Source organism: Nucisporomicrobium flavum (assembly GCF_016464385.1).
In the GTDB taxonomy this organism is placed as follows: Bacteria; Actinomycetota; Actinomycetes; order Mycobacteriales; family Micromonosporaceae; genus Actinoplanes; species Actinoplanes flavus_A.
This window is the reverse complement of record NZ_JADMLH010000013.1, coordinates 83,404-106,911: the sequence shown is the minus strand read 5'-3', so window position 1 is coordinate 106,911 and position 23,508 is coordinate 83,404. Positions and strand designations below refer to the sequence as shown.

Genomic DNA, 23,508 nt, shown 5'->3' with positions numbered 1-23,508 from the left:
GGGCCGCGAGTCACGAGGTGCGGGGACGGCCAGCCTCGGTCGCCCGCCGGCCCCGCGAAGTCGCCTCCGACCCCGCAAAGCAGCACTTACCATGACCTTTCGGACGCGTACGAGTCGGGACGGTCGCCATGACGCATGCACACCCGGAGCCGCCGGTGCCGGAGGAGCTCGAGTGGGCGCTGGACGAGGCGAACAAGGAGGTCGTCGCCGTCGCCCCGGGGTGGTTCCGCGCCTGGCCCACCGGGGACGAGAAGTGGTCGGCCGTCAACGTGCGCGCCGCCACCCAGCTGATCGTCAACCACAGTCGCGAGGACGAGCGGCATCCGAACGCCTGGACCGTACGCGCCCTGTTCGGCGACAAGGCCGTCGAGCTGCGCGTCGGCCCGTACGACTCGAAGGCGCAGGCGATCTGGGTCGCGCACGCCATTCTCAGCCTGGCATTCGCCGACGGCGAGGGTACCGTGTGAGGATCCCCGGACCACGGAGGTGACGACGTGGCCGACCCCGCGAACAGCAGCTCCTCCGACGACAACCGCAGCTTCGACGACATCGTCCGGCGGCTGCACGCGGAGGATCCCGGCTTCACGGCCGCCTTTCACGAGCCCCGCAAGCCCCCCGGCCGCACGCCCCTGATCATCGGCGCGGTGCTCTGCCTCGGCGCGATCCTGCTGCTCGCGTTCGGCGGGGTGACCGGGGCGGTGCTCGCGGTGTTCCCCTGGCTCGCCGGGATGGCGTTCGCGCTCAAGGGCCGCGGCTGACCGACTGCAAATTTCCTGCACATCGCTATGCGTTGACTCGCGCCATCGGGCGTGTGACGGTGGCCAGGCAAGCGCTTTCCTGACCTCCCCCAGGAGCATCCCCATGCTTGGACGCCTGGCCTCCGCAGCCGTCATCCCCACCCTGGTCCTCGGCACCATCGGCGCCGCGGCCGCACATGCTCGCGGCCCGGCCGCCGCGCACGCCGGTGGCCGGGCGGTCGCGCACGACGGCGTCCCGGCCGGCGCGTTGCGGCTGGCCCGGCAGACGCTTGCGCCCGACGACGGCTGGGCCGCCGCCGGGGCCGGCACGACCGGCGGCGCCGCCGCGGACGACGCGCACATCTCCGTGGCGCACAACCGCGCCGAGCTGCTGACCGCGCTGGGCGGGGCGGCCAACGACGTACCCAAGATCGTGTTTGTCAGCGGCAAGCTCGACCTGAACGCGGCCGCCGACGGGACGCCGCTGACCTGCGCGGACTACGCCGACCCTGAGTACGACCTGGACGCCTTCCTGCGTACCTATGATCCGGCGGTCTGGGGTCGCAGCGCGAAACCGGCCGGGCCGCTCGAGGACGCCCGCGCCCGGTCGGCGCAGCGGCAGGGCGCGCAGATCCGGATCCCGGTGGGCAGCAACACCACGCTGATCGGCATCGACGGGGCGCGCATCACGCACGGCAGCCTGACCCTGACCGGCTCGAGCAACGTGATCGTGCGCAACATCGCGTTCACCGACGCCGCGGACTGCTTCCCCGCCTGGGATCCGACCGACGGCTCCGCCGGCAACTGGAACTCCCTCTACGACCTCGTGTCGCTCAGCGGCGCGACGAACGTCTGGGTCGACCATGACACATTCAGCGACGGCAACAACCACGACGCGGACCAGCCGCTGTACTTCGGGCGGCCGTACCAGGTGCACGACGGCGCGACCGACATCATCCGCGGGTCCGACCTGGTCACCGTGTCCTACAACGACTACTACGACCACGACAAGACGATGCTGATCGGCTCGACCGACACCGCGGGCGTGGACGTCGGGAAGCTGCGGGTCACCGTGCACCACAACCGGTTCGGCAACGTGCTGCAGCGGGCTCCGCGGGTGCGGTACGGACAGGTCGACGTCTACGACAACGCGTACACGCTGACCGATGACGATTACTCGTACTCGTGGGGCGTGGGGGTGGGCTCGGCGATCTACGCGGAGAACAACTACTTCGTGCGCAGCGCCGACGTCCCCGACGCCGACATCATCAAGGACTGGAAGGGTACGCGGATCACAGCCGTGGGCTCCCTCGTCCGCGTCGGCAGCGGTCCGGCCGTACCCGTCGACCTGGTGGCCGCGCACAACGCCGCCTACGACCCGGACCTGTCACCCGATGCGGGCTGGGTGCCCGCGCTGCGGCCCCGGCTGGACCCGACAGCGGCCGTACCGGGCCTCGTCGCCCGATCCGCCGGCGCCGGCAAACTCGGCTGCTGAGGAGGCGGCGGCTGACGATGCGGCTCAGCCCGGACCGTACGCGGTCAGCCCGCACCAGGCCACGTACTCCTCCGGGCCGCCCGCCGCGAGCGCCTCCCGCGCGTGCCACACCGCCGTCGCCAGCGAGTCGCCGCGGGCGAGGCTGCGGTGCAGCACGGTCATCGACGGCTGGCACGCGCCGTCCGGGATGGGCAGTCCCGCCGCGGCGAGGCCCGCGCTGCCGTTGGACATCATGGCGCCGACGAAGCCGAGCACCTCGTTGCCGCCGTACGCGCGCTGCACCCCGGAGTTGCACGACGCCAGCACCACCCGCCGGGGCGCGATCCCCCGCGCGAGCAGCTCGTAGAGGGTCAGCCGGCCGTCGCTGAGCTCGAGGGCCGAGAAGAGCGGGCTGTCCGAGCGGAAAAGCCCGTGGCACGCGAAGTGGGCGAGGTCGGCGTCGCGCACCAGGCTCAGCGTGGCGTCCACGGTGCTGGCCGGCGGCAGCAGCGTCCGCGCCCCGGCGTGCTCGGCGGCCACCGTGCCGGCCTCCTCGATCGCGCCCTCCAGGTCGGGGCCGGCCACGACGGCGACCCGCGAGCCCGGTGCTGCCCCGCCGCGGTGCGCGCGGGCCCACAGCCCACCGGACGGGGTCACCGAGACCGGCGCGGGGTGCAGCGGCGACCACGGTACGTCCAGCAGCTGCGCCGACGGCACCACGACCAGCGGCACGTCGGGCGGGACCCCGAGTGGTACGACCAGCAGCCGCGCGAGCCCGTCCAGCGCCTCCTGGGCGGCGGCCCGGGCGACGGCGCTGAACCGGGTGCCCTGCAGCAACCGGCGCAGGCCGAACGCGGCGGCCTCGGACTCGTGCCGGATCGGGCCGATCGGCCCCAGGTCGACGATGCGGGTGCGGCGCGGCTCCACCACGACGGCGAGGGTGCGCTCGCCGATCACCGCGTACTCGGCGAGCCAGGCGCCGTCCAGGGCGCGTCGCAGGCCGGCAGCGCGGACCGGGGACGCCGCCTCGCCGCCGGTGTCCTCGGCGGTCCACGACCGGCGCCGGATGCGAGCCTCCAGCGCGCTCTGCCGGGCGAGCAGCTGCGGCGGTTCCTCGCCGCGTTCCAGCCGGGCCGCCCGCAGCTCCTGCTCGACGCCGCGCAGCGCGATGACGTCCTCGTCGATGCCGGTCGCCGCCGGGTGCACGCGCAGCAGGGCCGCGGCCCGGGTGCGTTCGAGCCATTCCAGGATGCTGGTCGCCGAGCCGGCCGGTACGAGCGTGCGCAGGCCGATCTCGCCCAGCTCGGCGCCGTGCCCGGAGGCGAGCACGCGCAGCTCCAGCGAGGGCAGGGCGGCCCGGTGGCGGGCCAGGTCGCGCAGGCCGCGTACGCATTCGCGCAGCACCGGCGCGGTGTCGCCGGGGCCGCTCACCTGGGCCTCGGCGAGCAGCGCCCGCGCGAGATGCCCGCGGAGCCGGACCAGCAGCGAGTGGCCGTCCGCGAGCGCGCCCACGGCGGTCAGCTCCCGCCCGGCGACGGCGCGACGGCCCAGGGCCAGGGCGGTGCGGCCGGCGGCCAGGCGGGCGTACGCGGCCTCCGCGCGCAACCCCAGCCGTTCCAGGGTCGCCGCCGCGGTCCGCAGGCTGCGCAGCACCTCCGGCGTGGGCCCGTCGCGGTGGGAAAGCGCCTCGGCTGCGGCCACGGTGGCCCGCGCGGCCCAGGCCGGCCGCCGCTGCCGGCGGAAGTCGCGCCCGGCAGAGGTCGCCTCGGCCAGGGCCGTCGCGGGATCCCCGAGCTCCAAGGCGAGGCGGGCGCAGCGCAGGCGCGCCTCGGCGGCCATCAGCCGGGCGTCGTGGCGGACGAAGTCGGCGGCCGCGGACCGGGCCGCCGCCATGGCCTCGTCGAGCAGGCGCAGGTCGCGCAGGACGTCGGCGTACTCGAGGTGGTGCTCGCCCAGGGGCAGGCCGGCGGCGGCGTGCAGGCGGCCGGCCTCCTCGAAGCGGCGTACGCTCTCGGCCAGCCGTCCGGCGTGGTAGCTCGACCAGGCCAGGCTGTCGGCGATCACCGCGGGCAGCCGCGGCCCGAGGCCCGCCGCGAGCTCGGCCGCCCGCTCGAGGTGGCCCAGGGCCTCCTGCGGCCGGCCGAGCAGCGTCTGCACGTTGGCGAGGTTGTTGGCGGCCTTGACCCAGACGAACGGCGGGCAGTCCGGGTCGTCGAGCAGCTCCCGGTACGCGCCCGCGGCGGCGCCCAGGCGGCCCCGGTTGTGATCGAGCACGGCCAGCTGGAACCGCACCTCGGGGCGCTCCCCCGGCTCGATCAGCGGCTCGGCCAGCCGCAGGTCACGGGCGGCGGCGTCGTACCGTCCCAGCTCGTGCAGCGCGACGGCGCGGGTCAGCAGCAGCTCGCCGAGCCGGCGCGGGAGCCCGTGCCGGCGGGCGAGCCGTACGCCCTGGTCGAGCAGCTCGCGCGCGCCCTCGTTGTCGAGCGCTACGTGCCGGGCCCACGCCACCGCCTTCAGGGCGACGACCAGCGCCTCCACGTCGCCGGCCGAGCGTGCCCTCGCCACGGTGACTTCCGCCTCGGCGGCGTATCTGGCCGGATCGAGCACGACTCTTCTGTACGCGGCGTCGGCTTGCTCGCGAAGGTCCAGCTCTGTGTCCATGTCACACCGCCCGGGAAGACGCGAGCACGTCGACGTCAGCGTACCGACGGAAGGGGAGAGAGATCCATGACCATCGCAGCACAGTGGCCGCTGCCCGACACCCGTACCCCCGCTCAGCTGGAGCACGACAGGCAGGACGTCCGTGGTCAGGTGACCGTCCTCGAGACGGACGGCGCCGCCCAGGAATCCACCTTGGAGAGCATCCGGGCCCGCCAGGTGTTCGCGGGCCGGGGGCGGGGCCTGCCCTTCGTCCGGTTCACACCCAACGGCAGCCCGCGGATCGTGCTCGCCGCCGAGAACCAGCTGGTGGTCGACGCGGACCCGCAGCGGCTGGCGCAGCTCGGCGGCCTGCTGGCCGGTTACGAGCCGGCCGACCGTCCGGGCCGCAGCGACCGCCGGCGCACCCGGGTGCTGCGGTACGCGCAGGGCCGCTCGGCGGAGGCGCTGCGCGCGGACGCCAGGCGCCTGCGCCAGGCCGGGGTGCCGGCGAACGTGAACTCGATCGTGCCGCTCGGCTACGTCATCAAGGGCAGCTCGTACCCCGGGCTGACCGTGGCACCGCGGCCGTTCGCCACCAACGGCGCCAACCAGCCCGTACGCGTGGCGATCGTCGACACCGGAATGGCGCCCCAGCCCCGTACGGACGCCTGGGACACCGGCGTGGTCGCCAAGGGCACCGACCCGCTCAACGTGATCGAGCCGCTGGACCGCAACGACTGGTTCTCCGGGCACGGCACGTTCGGGGCCGGCATCGTCCGGCAGATCGCGCCGGACTGCGAGGTCGTGGTCTACCGGTTCACCGCCGCCGACGGGCTGGGCACCGACGAGTCGGCCGCGGACATGCTCATCCGCGCCGCCGACGACGCCGCCGGCAAGCGCCTGGTGATCAACGCGTCGTTCGGCGCGCCGGCCGTGGACGGGGTCCCGCCGCTGGCCATGCAGGAGGCGGTCGCCTACATCTCCGCCACGTACCCGGACGCCCTGATCGTCGCGAGCGCCGGCAACGACGGCCGTGACCTGCCGCTGTACCCGGCGGCGTTCCCGGGGGTGAAGGCGGTGGGCGCGCTCACCAGCGACCTCACCCCGGCGTCGTTCTCGAACCGTGGCAGCTGGGTGCACTGCTCGACGGTGGGCGTGGGGATCGTGTCCACCTTCGTGGAGGGCCTGCTGCCGCCGGAACCCCGGATCGGCACCGACGTCCACTTCGCCCCGGACGCGTGGGCGACCTGGAGCGGCACGTCGTTCACCGCACCGCAGATCAGCGCCGCGGTGGCCGCCCTGTGCGGCGAGGACGCGACGTTGACCCCGCAAGCCGCGTTCGACCAGCTGATCGCCGGCCGGCCGACGGTGAACGGGTTCGGCGCGGTGGTGCACCTGCTGCCCGGCACGCCGACGAGCTGAGAGCTAGACCAGGATCCACTGGGTGGCCACCACGGGCGCTCCGGCACGGTGACAGGTCAGGCTCATCGGGCCGGGCAGGACACCGTCGATGACGAACAGCCCGCGGTGGTCGGCGTCGACGCGGTGCGGCTGGGCGGCGGCGGGCTGGCGTACCTCGATGCGGGCGGGGCCCTGCGGCGCGAGGTGCCCGGTCAGCCGCCGCCGCGCGCCCACCGGCTCGACCTGTACGGCGATGACGATCTCGTCACCGCCGTGCGGGCCGATCACCTGGAACGTGAGCTGGCGGGGCTGCGGGAGGGTGCCCGGGCTGCGGACCGGCACCGGCCCACGGGTCGCCGTGTCCACGGACTGCTCGGAGTCCTCGACGAGGTGGGCCAGCTCGGCGTCCAGGTCCCGCAGCACGAAGCTCTGCCGGGCCAGCTCCACGAGCTCGGGCGGCGGAGGGTCGGCCTGCTCGAACATGGCCCGGAGCCGGGACAGGAGACGCTCGTCCGGGTCGGTGGGGTCGGTCACGGGGTCTCCTCCCGGGGCGAAATTGCGTTGCGTAATGTAAACATCACTGCTACGACTCGCCGCCGGACCCGTGGATACCTTCTGTCAGGAATCTGCGCAGCTGCGTCAGGCACCGGCCCCGCGTCGGTCCCAGACTGCCGATCGGCATGCCCAGCGCGGCCGCGGACGACTCGTACGACGGCCGGCCGTCCTCGGCCTCGACGACGAGCACCCGCAGCACCTCCTGGCAGCGCCGCCCGAGCCGGCGGAAGGCCCGCCACAGCTCGGCGTCCCGGGCGGCGATCAGGAACGGCACCTCGGGATCGTCCGACGGGTCCCCCGGCCGCTCGGCCAGGACCGAGTCCTCCACCGGCGTGGCCCGCCGCGACCGGCGGATGGTGGCCAGCGCCTCGTTGCGGCACGTGGTCCCGATCCAGGCGCCCAGCTTCGTGGGATCGCGCAGCGAGCCGAGGTTCTCCAGCAGCCGCAGCCACGTCTGCTGGAAGACGTCCGCCGAGTCGGCCGCGCCGAGCCGGTGTGCGCGGCAGACCGCCCACACCCGCGGGCTGAACCGGCCGACGATCTCCTGCCACGCCGCCGGGTCACCCTCCGCGGCCTTGGCGACGAGCACGGAGACGTCCTCGACCAGCTCGTTGCCGCCCATCGCGCCCCGCAATCGCCGACTTGAATGCGTCGATTCACAATAGGCCACCAGCGGCCCCGCTCCCCCGGACACCACGCCCGGGCCCGGCCGCGGCCGGTTGCGGCGCGGGGGCCGATCATCACGCCGGCGCCGGGGTACGGTGCGTCGATGTTCGCGATCGATCTCGGCGACGGCGCCCAGCTGCGCCCGCTGGAGCCCTGGCAGGCCGGCGAATTCCTGGAGCACATGGACCGCGCCCGCACGTACGTGGACCCGTGGATCCCCTGGGCCGCCCGCAGCACCGACCTCGACTCGGCCACCGCGACCCTGCAGCGCTACGCCGACCTCGCCGCGCGCGACGCCGGCCGCATCTACGGCATCTGGCTGGCCGGGACGCTGGTGGGCGGCGTGATGCTCGTGTCGTTCAGCACCCGTACGGGGGTGTGCGAGGTCGGTTGCTGGCTGGAACCGGCCGGGACGGGACGAGGCCTGATCACCCGCGCGGTCGGCCTGCTCCTCGACTGGGCGCTCGGCGAGCGTGGCCTGTACCGGGCGGAGTGGCGCTGCCGCCCGGACAACACGGCCAGCTCGAACGTGGCGCGACGGCTCGGGATGACCCTGGAGGGGACGCTGCGCGGCGAGTTCGCGTACGGCGGGGTCCGCCACGACACGCAGGTATGGGCCGTGACCGCGCCGGAGCGGGCCGCGGCGGCTACAGGGTAGGGAGCTTCTGGGTGTGGTCGAGGACGTCGCGGAACAGGTCGCCCTTCTGCGCGAGCCGGTCGGTCAGGTCGCGGATCGTGAAGCCGTCCGGGCGCAGGGACGGGTCGTCGAGCTCGTCCCAGTCGATCGGCGCGGACACCGGCGCTCCCGGTGCCGGGCGGGTGCTGTACGGCGCCACGAGGGTCTTGTTGATCGCGTTCTGCGTGTAGTCCAGGCGGGCCAGGCCACCCCGGTCGCTCTTCTGCCATTTCCAGCTGACCAGCTCGGGGATGACCGCGCCGACCGTACGGGACAGCCGCTCGACCCAGGCGCGGGTGTCGTCGAACGTGGGCCCCGGCGCGATCGGCACCCAGATCTGGATGCCGCGGCGGCCGGTGACCTTGGGGCGCGCGCGGATGCCGAGGTGCTCGAAGGCCGTACGGTGCAGCCGGGCCAGCGTGAGCAGGTCCTCCCAGCTGGTGGTGGTGCCCGGGTCCAGGTCGACGAGGGCGTACGTGGGCAGCTGCGGCGCCTCGGTCAGCGAGGTCCACGGGTGCCACTCCAGGGCGCCGAAGTTCGCCGCCCACACCAGCGCCGCCGGCTCGTCCACGACCAGGTACGTGCGCGTCTCCCCCGGGGCCGCGCCCGGGTTGTCCCACCGCGGCAACCATTCCGGCGCGTGGCTCGGCAACTCCTTGTGCCAGAAGCCCTTCGTGCCCGCGCCGTTCGGATAGCGGTGCAGGTTGAGGGCGCGGCCACCCAGGTAGGGCAGGGAAATCGGGGCTATGCGGGCCGCGTACCGGAGGAAGTCGCGTTTGGTGACCGGCTCCTCGCCGGGGCGGGCCGGGAACAGGACCTTGTCCAGATTGGTCACCCGCAGCTTGCGGCCGAAGACGGTCCACGAGCCGGTCGCGGGCAGCTCGTCCAGCTCCGCGACCTCCTCCTCGGTGAGGTCACGCGCCTTCAGCGCGACGGACGCCCGCGCGGCGGGACGGTCGGAGCGCCACAACCGGTCCGGGTCGGCTTTCACCTCGTCATTGGTACGGCCGCTGAGCACCGAGTGCGGGTGATCCTCGGCGTCCCACCCGTCCACGGCGTACTCGTCGTGTTTGTGCAGCAGGAGCCATTCCTCCCGGCCGGACGACCCGGTTCGGGTACGGACCAGCACGAACCGGCCGCACAGCTTCTCGCCGAACATGTCGAGGTGCAGCTCACCGCCGGCGACGTCGCGTGCCGGGTCCGCCGCCCGCCCGGCCCGGTGCGCGTGCGGCTCCCAGGTGCCGGCGTCCCACACGATGACGTCGCCGCCGCCGTACTGGCCGGCCGGGATCACGCCCTCGAAGTCGAAGTACTCGAGCGGGTGGTCCTCGACGTGGAACGCGGCCCGGCGGACCCCGGGATCCAGCGTCGGCCCCTTCGGCACGGCCCAGCTGACCAGCACACCGTCGATCTCCAGCCGGAAGTCGTAGTGCAGCCGGCGCGCCCGGTGCCGCTGCACGACGAACCTCCGCACGCCGGCGCCGGCCGCGGGCAGGGGACGGCCGGCGGGTTCCGGCGTACGGGCGAAGTCCCGCTTGCGCCGGTACGTGCTCAGCCGGTCCGACGGCACCCGCGGCCCTCCCGCCGTATCAGGAAGCCCGCTTCCGGACGGTCTTCTTGGCGGCCGGCGTCTTCTTCGCCGCGGCCGTCGTCTTCTTCGCAGCCGCCTTCTTGGCAGGCTTCTTGGCAGCCGCCTTGTTGGCAGGCGCCGCCTTCTTGGCGGGCTTCTTGGCAGGCGCCGTCTTCTTGGCCGTCTTCCTCGCCGGGGACGACTGGCGGCTCTTCGCGGCCTCGACGCTGCGGCGAAGCACCTCGAGCAGGTCCGTGACGTTCGTGGGCTCCGGCGCGTCCTCGGCCGCCGTGACCTCGCGGCCGGCCTTCTTGGCCTCGATGAGCTCGTTGACCCGGTCGGTGTAGGTGTCGCGGTACTCCGACGGCTTCCACGGCCCGGACATCGAGTCGATGAGCTGGGCGGCCATGCTCAGCTCGGCGGGCTTCGCCTTGCTCGTCCCGGGGACCCGGTCCAGCTCCTTCTTCGGATCGCGGACCTCGTCGGCGAAGTACATGGTCTGCAGCACGAGCAGGTCGTCGTCGGGGCGGATCGCGGCCAGGTACTCCTTGCCCCGCATCACGAGCGTCCCGATGGCCGCCCGGTTGGCGTCGGCCATCGCATCGCGCAGCAACGCGTACGTCTTCATGGTCTCGTCGCTGCCCGGCGCGAGATAGTAGGTCTTCTGGTAGTAGAGCGGGTCGATCTCGTCCAGGTCGACGAACTGGTGGATCTCGAGGCTGCGGGACCGGCCCGGCGCGACCGATTCAAGCTCCTCCTGGTCGAGCATGACGAGCTCACCGCCGCCGACGTCGGTGCCCTTGACGATGTCGTCGTACTCCACGTCCTTGCCGGTCCGCTCGTTGACCCGGCGCAGCCGGATACGGTCGGCCGTACCCTTCTCGAACTGGTGGAACGACACCTCGTGCTCGTGGGTGGCCGAGTACAGCCCCACCGGCACCGACACCAGGCCGAACGTGATCGAGCCCGTCCAGATCGGTCGCGCCATGACAGCCCCTCCCCGCTCTACCGCCGCCCGAGCCGCCGCTCGCCCGACATCCCCGGCTGGTACGTCAGCCCGTAGTGCGCGTACAGGGCGGGCTCGTCCGTGGCGTTGAGCTCGCCGTCCAGGTCGATGGAGGGCGCCTCGGAGACGAGCTTCTTCGCGAACTGCACGCGTACGGCGCTCGGGCTCACGGTCGCGCCGGTGACCGGGGCGAACACCAGCCGGTGCCGGCCGATCATGCCGACCTTGACCGTCACGAAGGCCGGCTCGTCGGTGGCGGTGTCGACGTACACGGCCTCCAGCTCCCCGATCTTGTCGCCCTCGGGGTCGATGACCTTCTCACCACGCCAGTCACGCAGGTTCTCAGCGGCAAACATACGACCGTATTCCCGCCCCCCGCGCGCCGAAACCCCAAGATCACGCAACCGGGCGACCCGGGCTCGCGGGCCGGCGGGCGCCTGGCTCGCGGGCCGGTGCGGGGCGGTGTCGCGGCCGGTGCGGGGCGGGGTCGCGGCCGGCGCGGGGCGGGCGTGGCGGGTCTCGAGGGGCCGGGCGCGGCGGCGTGCGGGGAAGCGGGCGCGGTTTGCTTCCGGGCGGGAGGGGCAATCCCGCGTCCATGGCGATCGGTGTCGATGTCCCGCCACTTCCGGAGCACCTGCAGCTCGAGATCACCTCGGCCTGCAATCTGCGCTGCATGATGTGCCTGGTCCGGTACCGTCCGCCGGTCAACAAGCTGGCCGGCGCCATGACGCCGGAGCTGTTCCACCGGGTCGTGGACGAGGTGCCCGGCCTGCGCCGGCTGACCCTGCAGGGCCTGGGCGAGCCACTGCTCTCGCCGCACCTGCCGGGGATGATCCGGACGGCGGTGGACCGCGGGGTCACGGTGGGGTTCAACACCAACGCCACCCTGCTCACCGCGCGCCGGGCCGCCGAGCTGGTGGCGAGCCGGGTGGACTGGCTGCACGTCTCCCTGGACGGGGCGCATGCCGGGGCGTACGAGGCGATCCGCGACGGCGCCTCGTTCGACACGGTGGTGGCGAACCTGGCCGGGCTGGTACGGGCGAAGCGGGCGGCGGGCAGCGCCACCCCGTGGATCCGGGTGGTGTTCGTGGCGATGCGCGACACCGTCGGCGAGCTGCCCGACCTGGTGCATCTGCTGGGCGACATCGGCGTCGACGAGCTGCACGTGCAGAACCTGTCGCACAGCTTCTCGGACACCGACCCGGCCGGCCGGTACGAGGGCATCCGGCAGTTCACCGCCGACCAGGCTCTGTGGACGGGCGCCGACGAGGACCGGGCCCGGCAGGTGTTCGCGGAAGCCGGGCTGGCGGCCGCGGAACGGGGGCTGCGGCTGCGGCTGCCCGCCACGAGCTCCCCCACGGGCGGCGGCCGCGGGTGTTCGTGGCCGTGGGAGGCCGCGTACATCACGAGCTCGGGTGTGGTGCAGCCGTGCTGCATGGTGATGGGCGACGACCGGGTCTCGCTGGGGGTCGTGGGTGAGCAGAGCTTCGCGGAGATCTGGCACGGCGAGCCCTACCGCGATTTCCGGCGCCGGCTGGCCAGTGCCGAGCCACCCGACGTGTGCCGCGGCTGCTCGCTGTATCACCGCACGTTCTGAATCCGTCCGTCCACCGGCAGCGTGGGCACCTCCACGGGGATCGTCTCCGGGTACTTCAGGCCCGTACCCGTGTTGAGCACGACCACCCGGTCGGACGCGCCGATGAAGCCGGTGTCGCGCAGGTCGCGGGCGGCCGCCAGGCAGGCCGCGCCCTCCGGGCAGATGAAGGCGCCCTCGTCGGCGGCCAGCCGGCGCTGCTCGGCGAGCGTCGCCTCGTCGGTCACCGCGATCGCCGTGCCGCCGGTCTCGCGGACCGCGCGCAGGACCAGGAAGTCGCCGAGCGCCTTCGGCACGGTGATGCCGAACGCCACGGTGGCGGCGTCCGGGAACGGCTCGCTGACGTCGGCGCCCTGCTCGTAGGCACGGACGATGGGCGCGCAGCCGGTGGCCTGGACCGCGACGAGGCGCGGCAGGCGGTCGCCGATCCAGCCGAGCTCCTGCATCTCGCGCAGGGCCTTGTGGATGCCGATGAGCCCGACGCCGCCGCCGGTGGGGTACAGGATGACGTCGGGCACCTGCCAGCCGAGCTGCTCGACGAGCTCGTAACCCATCGTCTTCTTGCCCTCGAGCCGGTACGGCTCCTTGAGCGTGGACACCTCCTGGTAGCCGCCGCGCTCGCGGACGGCGGCGTTGATCAGGCGGCCGGCGTCGCCGATCAGGCCGTCCACCAGCCACAGCTCGGCGCCGGCCGCGACGCACTCGGTGCGGGTGATGGCCGGCGCCGCGACCGGCATGGCGATCAGGCAGCGCAAGCCGGCGCGGGCCGCGTAGACCGCCCAGGCCGCGCCCGCGTTCCCGTTGGTCGGCATCGCCACGCCCTTGACGCCCAGCTCGGCCGCGCGGGACACGCCGACCGCGGCGCCGCGGGCCTTGAACGAGCCTGTCGGTATCAGCCCCTCGTCCTTCATGAGCAGGCCGGGCACGCCGATGCGGGCGCCGTACCGTGGCAGCGGCAGCAGCGGGGTCATGCCCTCGCCCAGCGACACGATCGACGCGGGGTCCCGCACGGGCAGCATCTCGTGATAGCGCCACAGGGTCGCCGGCCGCGTGGTCAGCGCCTCACGGGTGAGCGTGCGCCCGGCCAGCTCGGTGTCGTAGCGCGCCAGCAGCGGCACCCCGGCCTGGCTGACCCCCTGCACGGCGTCGGCGTCGTAGCGCTCGCCGGTCCGGGAGCATTCGAGGTGGCTGAGGGCGGAGAAGCTCATGCCGCCGACCCTAGGGCAGGGGTCTGACAGCCCGCGCTCAGTCGCCGGTGCCGTAGAAGTCGTACGCGGTACGCAGCGCCTCGGCGGCGGCCTCGCCGTCCATCGGGCGGTAGAAGTGGAAGCCCTGCCCGAAGCCGCAGCCCATCGCGGCGAGCCCGCGCGCCTGGTCGGCCGTCTCGATGCCCTCGGCGACCACGTTCATCCGGAACGCCATGCCCAGGCGTACCACCGCCTCGGCGACCGTACGCGCCTCCGGGTCGTCGGCGATCCCGGTCACGAACGAGCGGTCGATCTTGAGGATGTCGACGGGCAGCCGCCGCAGGTACGTCAGCGCCGAGTAGCCGGTGCCGAAGTCGTCGACGGCGATGCTGATGCCCATGGCCCGCAGCTTCTCCAGGCGCGCCACGACGGCCGCGTCGGGCTCGAGCATGACGCCCTCGGTCAGCTCCAGGATCAGCCGGTGCGCCGGGAAGCCGGTCTCGTCGAGGATGTTGCTGACGGTGTCGACGAGTTCGGGCTGCAGCACCTGGTTCGGCGACAGGTTGACCGACAGGCGGACGTGCTCGGAGCCCGGGACGGTGCTCTGCCAGCGCACCACCTCGCGGCACGCGTCGCGCAGCACCCGCTCGCCCAGCGGCACGACCGCGCCGGTCTCCTCGGCGAGCGCGATGAAGTCGCCCGGCATCAGCAGGCCGCGCTCGGGGTGGTTCCAGCGCACCAGCGCCTCGACCGCCTCGATGCGGCCGCCGCCCAGCTCGACGGCCGGCTGGAAGAACACCACCAGCTCGCCGTTGTCGATCGCATGGCGCAGCTCGGCGTCGCGCGCCCGGGAGTCCAGCTCCGGCTGGTAGACGGCGTACCGGCCGCGGCCGGCGCGCTTGGCGCTGTACATCGCGGTGTCGGCGTGCCGCATCAGTTCCTCGCCGTCGACCGTGCGCTCGTCGCGCACGGCGACGCCGATGCTGGCCTCGACGGCCAGCAGGCGATCACCGAAGATCACGGGGGTACGCAGCGCCTCGACGAGCCGTTCGGCGATCCGCGCGGCGGTGTCGGCGTCGGGCAGGTTCTGCAGGATGACGGCGAACTCGTCGCCGCCCAGGCGCCCGGCCGTGTCGCCGGCCCGGATCACCGAGCGCAGCGCCGCGGCCGCCCCGGAGAGCACGGCGTCGCCGGCATCGTGGCCGTACGTGTCGTTGACGCGCTTGAAGTGGTCGAGGTCCACGATGAGGACGGCGGCGTGCCGGCCCGCGCGCAGCGGCTGGGCGCTCAGCTGGATCAGGCGTTCGCCGACGAGCGTGCGGTTGGCCAGGCCGGTCAGCGGGTCGGTGACGGCGAGGTCGCGGTTCTCGCGCAGGGCGTACATCTGGCGGGCGACGACCAGGCCGGTCAGCAGCACGGCACCGATGATCATGCCGCCGAAGGGGTACATGCCCTGCTCGCGGGCGAGCGTGCCGAGCAGGCCGTACGCCAGCGCGATGGCGCCGTACGGCAGCCAGGTGCTGACCGCGCGGCGGTGGCGGGCCGCCGCGTCGCCGTCGCCGGCCCGCCGGCACTGCCGGTACGCGGCCAGCGTGAACAGATAGCAGCCGAGCAGCCAGAACAGGTCGGGCCAGGTGCCGCCGACAAAGCCCTCGTGCAGCTGGATGTAGCCGTAGTACACGTCGGCGATCACGTACGTGACGACGCCGGCGGCGAGCAGCCGTACGGGGGTGCCGGCCGCCGTGGCGCGCCGCAGCAGGACGGTCGCCAGCGCCAGCACCAGCAGCAGGTCGCCGACCGGCAGCGCGGCCGAATAGACGATCTCGCTGAGCCCCGCCCCGTCGGTCACCAGGATCGGGCCGAGCACCAGGTACCACAGCACCATGAACGTGCTGGCGCCGACGATCAGCGCGTCCAGCGCCAGCTTGATCTTGTCCCGCCGGGTGCGGCGGACACCCGCGAGCAGCAGCAGTGCGACGAACATGAACGGTACGAAGGCCAGGAACCAGTAGTCGGCGAACGACGGGTACGTGGTGGAGTGCAGGATCGCATCCTCGACGAACCACGAGGTGTGCGCGACCAACTGGCAGGCGAACGCCAGCGCGATGAACGACCAGGCCGCCCGGGTGCGGGCGTCGGCCCCGGTCCGCACCGCCCGCACGGCGAGGACGGTGAACAGCAGGGCGAGCGGCGGGTAGATGCCGTCGGTCACGTACGCCCGCAGCGTCTCCCCGCCCCAGCCGCCGACGTACCAGATCAGGTACGCCGCCAGCAGGGCGCCGCCGGCCGCGACGGCACCACCGGCCACGCGGTCACCCAGGTCCCGACGACTCGTCACGACGCGAACATCGGCCGGACAGGCGTGCGCCTTGAGAAAACCTTGAGTACCGGCACCCCGTTTGCCGCGTGAGGCCCCGCGGTAGAGGAGAACCATGACGACCCAGGAGCGAACCCCGGAACGGACCTTCTTCGGTCAGCCGCCGGTGCTGGCCAACCTCTTCGGCGTCGAGCTGTGGGAACGGTTCTCGTTCTACGGCATGCAGGGCATCCTGCTCATCTACCTCTACTACACCGCGGCCCAGGGCGGGCTCGGCCTGTCGGAGGCGACCGCGACCAGCATCGTCGGCGCGTACGGCGGAGCGGTCTACCTCTCCACGATCCTGGGTGCCTGGACGGCCGACCGGCTGCTCGGCCCGGAACGGGTCCTGTTCCTCAGCGCGATCCTCGTCATGGCCGGGCACATCAGCCTCGCCGTCCTGCCCGGCCTGACCGGCGTCACGGCCGGCCTGATCCTCATCGCGGTGGGCAGCGGCGGCGTCAAGGCCAACGCGACGTCGCTGGTGGGCACCCTCTACGACGAGCACGACGAGCGGCGTGACGCCGGCTTCTCGCTGTTCTACCTCGGCATCAACCTGGGTGCGCTGCTCGGCCCGCTGCTGACCGGCCTGCTGCAGAAGACGTGGGGCTTCCACTGGGGCTTCGGCCTGGCCGCGGTGGGGATGGCCGTCGGGCTCACCCAGTACGCGCTGGGCCGCAAACGCCTCACCGGCCCCGCCCGGGTCGTGCCGAACCCGCTGCCCGCCCGGCGCCGCCTGCCCGTCGCGCTGGCGCTCGCCGCCGCGGTGGTGCTCGTCGTGGTGCTCGCTGTCACGGGCGTGCTGCGGGCCGCGTACCTGTCGAACGTGGTGGTCGTGCTGAGCGCGCTCGCCGCCGTCGCGTATTTCGTGGTCATCCTGACCAGCGGCCGGATCACGGCCGTCGAGCGCCGCCGGGTGTACGCGTTCATCCCGCTGTTCGTGGCCAGCGCGGTCTTCTGGTCGCTGTACCAGCAGCAGTTCACGGTCGTGACGATCTACTCCGACCAGCGCCTCGACCGGAACCTGTTCGGCTGGGAGATGCCGGTGTCGTGGGTGCAGTCGATCAACCCGGTCTTCATCATCGTGCTCTCCGGCGTCTTCGCGGCCCTGTGGACCCGCCTCGGTCCCCGCCAGCCCAGCACGCCGATCAAGTTCGCCGCCGGTACGGTGATCATGGGTCTGGCGTTCCTGCTGTTCCTGCCGCTGGCCGGGGGCGGTCCGAACAGCGCGCCACTGCTGGCCCTCGCCGGCATCCTGCTCGTCTTCACCGTCGCCGAGCTGCTGCTCTCCCCCGTCGGGCTCTCGCTGTCGACGAAGCTGGCGCCGGAGGCGTTCCACACCCAGATGGTCGCGCTGTTCTTCCTGTCCGTGGCGCTCGGCACGGCCGCCTCGGGCACGCTGGCCAACTACTACGACGAATCGCACGAGACGGCGTACTTCGGCATCCTCGGCCTGATCGCCATCGTCATCGGCGTCGCGCTCGCGCTGGCCGCCAAGCCCATCACCCGCCTGATGAGCGGCGTCCGCTGACCCCGCCGCGACAGCCACCTGCCGCGGACCGGCACTCACCGGCCGCACGCAAGCAACTCCTTGATGCGAGCGGAGGTCTCCAGCGCCGTGTGCGAATAGCGCATCGACGGCGTCCTCGGGAAGGGCAGGTCGACGACGACCTCGGCGAGGACGGTGCCCGGGCGGGCGGAGAGCACCAGGACCCGGTGGGACAGATAGACCGCCTCGTTGATGTCGTGGGTGACCAGCACCGTGCTGGACCCGTGGTGGTGGACGCGGCGCAGTTCGTCCGACAGCTGCATGCGCGTCAGCGAGTCCAGCGACCCGAACGGATCGTCGAGCAGGTATGAGTCCGGCTCCAGGGCCAGAATCCGGGCGATCGAGATCAGCGAGAGCTGCCCCGGGGCGACGGTGTGGATCGGGCGTGCGGCGATGTCGGTCAGGTTCAGCAGCTCCATGCAGCTCCATGCAGCGCTGGGAGCGCCGCCTGCGCTCCACGCGGGGTACGCCCGCGAGCTCCATCGGGAGCTCGATGTTGCCCCGTACGGTTCGCCACGGCGCGACGGCCGGTTGCGGAGGCACGTACCCGAGGCGTCCTGCGCGGCGCCGCTCCAGGACGCCTTCCGACGGGTCGATGAGCCCGGCAGCGATCCGCAGCAGGGTCGTCTTGCCGCATCCGCTGGGCCCGACGACTCCGAGGAACTCCTTGTCGCGCACGGAGAACGTCACCCCGCGCAGAGCGCGCACCTTGCCGGCGTACACCTTGCCGACACCGGTGACCCGCAGAACCTCGGAGTCGAAACCGCGGATCGCCAGATACTCCCTCGCGGACTCCGTGCCGCGCCGGACAGCCGGGCCGAGATCCGGCGCCAGTTCCTCCGTCGGCATCTCCGCCAGGTGCAGGACGTGTGGTGCCAGGAACTGCCACGAGTGCCAGCGGCTCCGGTCCTGCGGGCTTCCGGCCGTCTCCGCGGCACGGCTCAGCAGACGAGCAATGATCGGCACGATGTCCTCCGAGCGGGAGTCTTCCGCCCCGTGTGCCCGGCTGGCGTCCCGGATGAGCGGGTGCAGCGTGAGGAGAGCCTCCCGGCGATGGGCCTCACGGGACCGCCCGGTCTGCTCGTCGAGGTCGATGAGCCCGAGGTCCGCCATCGCCTTGACCGAGTGCCACAGCTCGGTGGCGTCGATCCCCGCGAACGTGGTGGTGCCGGCAAGGATCTGCTCGTCGAGGATGAGACGGTACGGGATGGGCGCGGGCGCCAGGGACGCGAGCAACCGCAGCAGGTCACGGGATCTGCTGGCCCGGCCGTGGTCGAGAAGACTCAGCGAGAGCTGCCACGGATGGCCCACGAAGAAGTGGGCGTCGTCGCCCTCCTCGGCCGGCGGCCCCGCCGACAGCACACGGTCGATCAGCCCCTCGTCGAGGGCCTGGCGGTACGAATCGAACGTGTCGCCGGGCAAGGCCCACGGTGAGCCCGCCGCACTGGCGATGTACGACCCCGCCAGGCGCAGCGCGAGCGGCAGCCCGCCCAGCCGCTTGGACAGCGCCTCGGCGTCGATACGCCCACCGGCGGCGTCGCCCGCGAGCATCATGAGCACCCGGGCGCCCGCCTCGCTGTCCAGCAGCGGAACGGGGTGCAACCGGCACCAGCCGGGCCACCCGCCGCGCGCCCCGTTGCGTGAGGTCACGAGCACCGCCCCGTTGGCCGAGCGGACGTCGCGCAGCCATCCCCGGCCGTCCTGGAGTCGCGCCGATCCGGCCGCCATGGCCGCCGGGTCGTCGACGTTGTCCAGGACGAGGAGCCAGCGGTCCTCTCGGGCGTCCAGCATCCGCCACAGCAGATCGGCCGCACCGCCCGTGCCCGACCAGGCGTCCTCGAGGGCCTGAGGAGCCGCGCCGAGGGCGGCGGTGACCTCCCGCAACGCGGCGAGCAGCTCCGAATCGCTGGCCGCCGAGATCCACCAGACGCTCGCACCGGCACGTTGCACGCGGTGCGCGACCGCCGCGCACACCGCGGTCTTGCCCGAGCCCGGCATCCCGAACAGGACATGGACGCTGGGCTCACCGTCCCGCCGGGCGCGCGGCCCGAGCCGGCGCACCAGCTCGTCGACGAGATCGTCCCGGCCCACGCACTCGCCCTCCGCCTGGATCGGGACCACGAGCGACACCGTGCCGGGCTCGTTCAGCGGGGTCCAGCCGCGCCGGCCGGCGACCGCAACCCGCCGTCCGGCCGGCGTCGTCGCCGCTGCCAGGGCGAGCCCGGCGACCGCCGCCACCCAGCTGACCCGTTCCGTCCAGGTCCAGAATTCCGAGGAGCGTCCGGTCACCGCGCTGATGATCAATGCGGCAATTCCCGCGGCCGACACGACGACGCCTGTGGCCGATTGTGCTTTCCGCAACGCAAGGGACCCCAGGTCTGTCGACGAATCGGGCGCGGCGCCCCCACCACCTGGCACGGGGATGCGATCCGGGGCTTCGCATTCTGCGATGCGCGGACGATAGCTTGTATCAGTCCTCACGAATGTCGGTCAACTTGTCGATCGATTCTTTCGCCAACCGAAAGAGGCGTCCGGGTGGGCCCGCCAGAAAACCATTTCCCGGCCGGCGAACCGCCGTCCCGCACCGACCGGCTGCGGACCGAGGCCACCGTGCGGCCCCGCCCACCCCCGGCCCGCAGCCGCCCGGAGGCCATCCGGGAAAATGGTGGCCGAGGGTACGAGGACGGAAGTTGGGGATCGTGGCTGAAGTTGCAGGAGCCGTCGACTGGGTGAGCCGGTTCGCCGACGAGGTGATCGCCGAGGCGCAGCGCCGCTCGCCGGGCAGGCCGGTGGTGTGCGCGTCCGGGCTGAGCCCGTCCGGGCCCATCCACCTGGGGAACCTGCGTGAGGTGATGACGCCGCACCTGGTCGCCGACGAGATCCGCCGGCGCGGCCACGAGGTCGTGCACCTGATCTCGTGGGACGACTACGACCGGTTCCGCAAGGTGCCGGCCGGCATCGACGCGTCGTGGGCCGAGCACATCGGCAAGCCGCTGACCGCCGTGCCCGCGCCGCCCGGCAGCCGCTTCCCCAACTGGGCCGAGCACTTCAAGGCCGCGATGATCGACTCGCTGGCCGAGCTGGGCGTGGAGTACCGCGGCATCTCGCAGACCGAGATGTACACCTCGGGGGCGTACCGGGAGCAGATCCTGCTGGCCATGCGCGAGCGGCACCGGATCGACGCGATCCTGGACCGCTACCGCACCAAGGGCCGCACCGCCGCGCCGAAGGCCAACGCGAAGCTCGACGCCGACGAGGCCGCCGCTGCCGCCGAGGCCGCCGCGGGCTCGGGCGCCGCCGACGAGGACGACGGCGGCGCGGGCAGCGGCTACTACCCGTACAAGCCTTACTGCGGGTCGTGCGGCAAGGACACCACGACGGTGACCGCGTACGACGACGAGACCACCGCGATGACGTACGTGTGCGCCGACGGGTTCACCGAGACCGTGCTGCTCAGCGAGTTCGACCGGGGCAAGCTGGTGTGGAAGGTCGACTGGCCGATGCGGTGGGCGTACGAGGGCGTGCACTTCGAGCCCTCCGGCGTCGACCACTCGTCGCCGGGCTCGTCGTTCGTCGTCGGCGGGCAGATCGTCACCGAGATCTTCGGCGGCGAGCAGCCGATCGGCCCGATGTACGCGTTCGTCGGCATCACCGGCATGGCCAAGATGTCCAGCTCCCGCGGCGCGGTGCCCACCCCCGCCGACGCGATGGCCATCATGGAGGCGCCGCTGCTGCGCTGGATGTACGCCCGCCGCCGTCCCAACCAGTCGTTCAAGGTGGCGTTCGACGCGGAGATCCAGCGCCTGTACGACGAGTGGGACGCGCTCGAGGGCAAGATCGCCGCGGGCACCGCCGCCCCCGCCGACGTGTCCGCCCACGACCGCGCCGTACGCACCGCCGCGGTCACGCTGCCCCGCACGCCGGTGCCGATCGCGTACCGGACGCTCGCCTCGATCGTCGACATCACGACCGGCCACGACGAGCAGACCCTGCGCATCCTGCGCGACATCGACCCGCAGCGCCCGGTCACCGACCTGGCCCAGGTGCGCCCGCGGCTGGACAAGGCGCAGACCTGGGTCACCACCCAGCTCCCGGCGGAGGCGCGCACCCAGGTGCTGGCCGAGCCGGACAAGGAGCTGCTCGCCTCGCTGGACGACGACCAGCGCGAGTCCCTGCGGCTGCTCGCGGCGGGCCTCGACGACCACTGGTCGCTCGAGGGGCTGACCACGCTCGTGTACGGCGTACCCAAGGTCATGGCCGGCCTGCCCCCGGACACCAAGCCGACGCAGGAACTGAAGGTCGCGCAGCGGTCGTTCTTCGTGCTGGTCTACCGCCTGCTGATCGGCAAGGAGACCGGGCCGCGCCTGCCCACGCTGCTGCTCGCGGTGGGCGCCGACCGGATCCGCACGCTCATCGGCGGCTGAGCGCCGGCACCCGGGCCGGGAGTCCCCGGGCCGGGAGTCCCCGGCCCGGCGTTTCCCCGGACCCGGCGTTTCCCCGGGCCCGGCGGGCGGTCAGGACGATTGGGACGCCAGCAGGGCGATCAGGACGACCAGCGCGAACGGTACGGCCAGGCCGATGATCGTCATCGGCCGCTGGAGCAGGCGCGGGCCCGGGTCCATCGGCGGGCGGCTCGGCCCGAACGGGTTCGGCTGCGGCGCGCCGAGGTTCGCCACCCGGCCCCGGCGGACGAGGTTGATGAGCACGGTGATCGGCGTGATGATGAACGACGCCCAGCCGTACCAGCCCTGCACCAGCGTGCGCGAGGTCATCCGGCGGAAGGTCGCCAGCCCGCAGTCGCGGCAGAACGGGCCCTCCAGGCTGAGGAAGCGCATCACGATGATGAAGCCCTGGTGGCCGCGGAAGGTGGCGGCCGCCGCGGGCACGCTGCCGCACATCCGGCAGGCCGTGACCGTCATCGCCCCGTAGCCCGCGGCCGACCCCGCTCCCGGCCCGGGCGCCGGCGCATACGGGGCAGGCGCCGGCGCGTAGGGGGCGGAGGCCGGCGCGTAGGAGCCGGAGGCCGGCGCGTAGGGGGCCGATGCATACGGCGCGGGCGAGGAGGGCGCGCCGGCGTAGGGGTCGGCGGCGGGAGCCGATGCATGCCAGCCCTGCCCGGGATAGGGCGCGGCCGGCGGGGGCGCGCCGTACGGCAACGGGGGCGGGGGCTGCTGGGGGTAGGACACGACTCACCTCGGGGATCGGGCACGGACGGCGGAGCCGCGTCAGGGTACTGGTCCGGACCCCGTCCGCGCTGCCCCGGCCGCCCGGAGATGCCCCGCGAGCCGGAGGAGCTTCAGCCGCCCGAGCTGGAGAGCGCGAAGGCGACCAGGAACCCCGCCACGGTGACCAGCCCGATCAGCAGGTGCGCGTTCTCGAACGCCTCGGGGATCATCGTGTCGGCGACCATGGCCAGGATCGCGCCCGCCGCCACCGCCGTCACCGCGGCGAGAACGGCGGCCGGCGCGCCGCCCAGCAGCGTGTAGCCGGCGACCGCCGCCAGCCCACTGATCACCGCGATTCCCGTCCAGAGGCCGAAGACGTAGCGGGCGCTGCGGCCGGCGTTGCGCATGCCGGCCGCGCTGGACAGCCCTTCCGGCACGTTGCTGATGAAGACCGCGGCGACGGTCACCGCGCCGACCGCTCCCCCGCCGAGCAGGCTGGTGCCGATCACGATGGATTCCGGGATGCCGTCGAGCAGGGCACCCAGCGCGAGGGCGGTGCCGGAGCCGCCCTGTTCCTCCTCGGAGGGCTGCTGATCGCCGGACCGCTTGCGGTGCCGGGCGCCGCGGCGGGCCAGGATGACGTTGCAGCCGGTGTAGGCGATCGCGCCGCCGGAGGCGCCGAGCACGGTCGGGACCAGGCCGCCCTTCTCGTTGGCCTCGGAGATCAGCTCGAAGGAGACCGCGGAGAGCAGGACGCCGGCCCCGAAGCCCATGATCGAGGCGACCACATGCCGGGGCACGGGCGCGAGGAACCCCACCGCGGCCCCCACCAGCAGGGCGGACCCCGCCAGCAGCCCCCATCCCCCGGCCTGCAACCACTCCGGCATTGCCTCAGCCTCCCGCGCTCCGCGCTGACGTCGTGACCGCTGCAA

At 73.1% G+C, this 23,508-nt stretch carries 20 protein-coding genes and 2 pseudogenes; 9 read left to right on the top strand and 13 right to left on the bottom strand.

From position 1 onward, the window contains the following. Window positions 1–128 precede the first annotated feature (128 nt). The 3 genes from IT780_RS27825 (at window position 129) to IT780_RS27815 (ending at window position 2,232) form a co-directional block, all read left to right on the top strand. Window positions 129–467, top strand: coding sequence for a hypothetical protein (locus IT780_RS27825; RefSeq protein ID WP_199514743.1), 339 nt, complete (start codon window positions 129–131; stop codon window positions 465–467). A 27-nt stretch (window positions 468–494) separates the two neighbouring features. Continuing rightward, a complete protein-coding gene (locus tag IT780_RS27820; RefSeq protein WP_199514742.1) occupies window positions 495–758 on the top strand; it encodes a DUF3040 domain-containing protein in 264 nt (87 codons plus the stop codon). A gap of 103 nt (window positions 759–861) precedes the next feature. Continuing rightward, window positions 862–2,232: a pectate lyase family protein gene (locus tag IT780_RS27815; RefSeq protein WP_199514741.1), complete on the top strand. Its 1,371-nt coding sequence runs from the start codon at window positions 862–864 to the stop codon at window positions 2,230–2,232. Between the two features lie 24 nt (window positions 2,233–2,256). On the opposite strand, the gene IT780_RS27810 is transcribed toward IT780_RS27815, so the two are convergent. Then, a complete protein-coding gene (locus IT780_RS27810) occupies window positions 2,257–4,872 on the bottom strand; it encodes a CHAT domain-containing protein (RefSeq protein WP_233413622.1) in 2,616 nt (871 codons plus the stop codon). Window positions 4,873–4,938: 66 nt separating this feature from the next. Here IT780_RS27810 and IT780_RS27805 point away from each other — a divergent pair, with 66 nt between their 5' ends. After that, complete coding sequence (locus tag IT780_RS27805) at window positions 4,939–6,273, top strand: S8 family peptidase (protein ID WP_199514740.1); 1,335 nt, start codon at window positions 4,939–4,941, stop codon at window positions 6,271–6,273. Window positions 6,274–6,276: 3 nt separating this feature from the next. Here IT780_RS27805 and IT780_RS27800 read toward each other — a convergent pair whose 3' ends face one another. Beyond that, a complete protein-coding gene (locus IT780_RS27800; protein WP_199514739.1) occupies window positions 6,277–6,786 on the bottom strand; it encodes a hypothetical protein in 510 nt (169 codons plus the stop codon). Window positions 6,787–6,835: 49 nt separating this feature from the next. Beyond that, window positions 6,836–7,429, bottom strand: a complete 594-nt coding sequence (locus IT780_RS27795; RefSeq protein ID WP_199514738.1) for an RNA polymerase sigma factor — start codon at window positions 7,427–7,429, stop codon at window positions 6,836–6,838. A 147-nt stretch (window positions 7,430–7,576) separates the two neighbouring features. Here IT780_RS27795 and IT780_RS27790 point away from each other — a divergent pair, with 147 nt between their 5' ends. Then, window positions 7,577–8,131 carry a GNAT family N-acetyltransferase gene (locus IT780_RS27790; RefSeq protein ID WP_199514737.1) on the top strand — a complete coding sequence of 185 codons (555 nt, stop codon included), beginning with the start codon at window positions 7,577–7,579 and terminating at the stop codon, window positions 8,129–8,131. Here IT780_RS27790 and IT780_RS27785 read toward each other — a convergent pair. From IT780_RS27785 to IT780_RS27775, 3 genes are read right to left on the bottom strand one after another with little or no spacing between them, the layout of a single operon-like run. After that, window positions 8,121–9,719, bottom strand: a complete 1,599-nt coding sequence (locus IT780_RS27785) for a non-homologous end-joining DNA ligase LigD (RefSeq protein ID WP_199514736.1) — start codon at window positions 9,717–9,719, stop codon at window positions 8,121–8,123. The two genes, IT780_RS27790 and IT780_RS27785, sit on opposite strands and share 11 nt — an antisense overlap. A gap of 19 nt (window positions 9,720–9,738) precedes the next feature. Next, window positions 9,739–10,707, bottom strand: a complete 969-nt coding sequence (gene ku, locus IT780_RS27780; protein WP_199514735.1) for a non-homologous end joining protein Ku — start codon at window positions 10,705–10,707, stop codon at window positions 9,739–9,741. Between the two features lie 17 nt (window positions 10,708–10,724). Next, window positions 10,725–11,081, bottom strand: a complete 357-nt coding sequence (locus IT780_RS27775; RefSeq protein WP_199514734.1) for a PRC-barrel domain-containing protein — start codon at window positions 11,079–11,081, stop codon at window positions 10,725–10,727. A 239-nt stretch (window positions 11,082–11,320) separates the two neighbouring features. On the opposite strand from IT780_RS27775, the gene IT780_RS27770 reads away from it, so the two are divergent. Then, window positions 11,321–12,322: a radical SAM protein gene (locus tag IT780_RS27770; protein WP_199514733.1), complete on the top strand. Its 1,002-nt coding sequence runs from the start codon at window positions 11,321–11,323 to the stop codon at window positions 12,320–12,322. On the opposite strand, the gene IT780_RS27765 is transcribed toward IT780_RS27770, so the two are convergent. Both IT780_RS27765 and IT780_RS27760 read right to left on the bottom strand, forming a co-directional pair. After that, window positions 12,307–13,527 carry a threonine synthase gene (locus tag IT780_RS27765; RefSeq protein WP_199514732.1) on the bottom strand — a complete coding sequence of 407 codons (1,221 nt, stop codon included), beginning with the start codon at window positions 13,525–13,527 and terminating at the stop codon, window positions 12,307–12,309. The two genes, IT780_RS27770 and IT780_RS27765, sit on opposite strands and share 16 nt — an antisense overlap. 37 nt (window positions 13,528–13,564) lie before the next feature. Continuing rightward, on the bottom strand, window positions 13,565–15,844 hold the full coding sequence (locus tag IT780_RS27760) for a putative bifunctional diguanylate cyclase/phosphodiesterase (protein WP_307831422.1): 2,280 nt from the start codon (window positions 15,842–15,844) through the stop codon (window positions 13,565–13,567). A 94-nt stretch (window positions 15,845–15,938) separates the two neighbouring features. Here IT780_RS27760 and IT780_RS27755 point away from each other — a divergent pair, with 94 nt between their 5' ends. Beyond that, window positions 15,939–17,393, top strand: coding sequence for a peptide MFS transporter (locus tag IT780_RS27755; RefSeq protein ID WP_199514730.1), 1,455 nt, complete (start codon window positions 15,939–15,941; stop codon window positions 17,391–17,393). 35 nt (window positions 17,394–17,428) lie between these two features. Here IT780_RS27755 and IT780_RS27750 read toward each other — a convergent pair whose 3' ends face one another. After that, window positions 17,429–17,830 (bottom strand): hypothetical protein, encoded by a 402-nt coding sequence (locus IT780_RS27750; protein ID WP_199514729.1) that lies wholly within the window; start codon window positions 17,828–17,830, stop codon window positions 17,429–17,431. A 52-nt stretch (window positions 17,831–17,882) separates the two neighbouring features. Then, window positions 17,883–18,260 (bottom strand): annotated as a pseudogene (locus IT780_RS43515) (ATP-binding cassette domain-containing protein); the annotation flags it as partial. Between the two features lie 177 nt (window positions 18,261–18,437). Here IT780_RS43515 and IT780_RS27745 point away from each other — a divergent pair. Further along, complete coding sequence (locus tag IT780_RS27745) at window positions 18,438–18,845, top strand: hypothetical protein (RefSeq protein WP_199514728.1); 408 nt, start codon at window positions 18,438–18,440, stop codon at window positions 18,843–18,845. Between the two features lie 309 nt (window positions 18,846–19,154). Here IT780_RS27745 and IT780_RS43635 read toward each other — a convergent pair. After that, window positions 19,155–19,502: pseudogene (locus IT780_RS43635) on the bottom strand (AAA family ATPase); the annotation flags it as partial. A 608-nt stretch (window positions 19,503–20,110) separates the two neighbouring features. Here IT780_RS43635 and lysS point away from each other — a divergent pair. Continuing rightward, complete coding sequence (lysS, locus tag IT780_RS27735; RefSeq protein ID WP_307831419.1) at window positions 20,111–21,835, top strand: lysine--tRNA ligase; 1,725 nt, start codon at window positions 20,111–20,113, stop codon at window positions 21,833–21,835. Window positions 21,836–21,925: 90 nt separating this feature from the next. Here the strand turns inward: lysS and IT780_RS27730 are convergent, their stop codons facing one another. Both IT780_RS27730 and IT780_RS27725 read right to left on the bottom strand, forming a co-directional pair. Then, entirely contained in the window at window positions 21,926–22,330 is a 405-nt protein-coding gene (locus IT780_RS27730; RefSeq protein WP_199514726.1) for a hypothetical protein, read from the bottom strand. Between the two features lie 377 nt (window positions 22,331–22,707). Further along, the gene (locus IT780_RS27725) at window positions 22,708–23,463 is read right to left on the bottom strand and encodes a ZIP family metal transporter (protein WP_199514725.1); all 756 of its coding nucleotides are present in this window, start codon (window positions 23,461–23,463) and stop codon (window positions 22,708–22,710) included. Window positions 23,464–23,508: the final 45 nt, after the last annotated feature.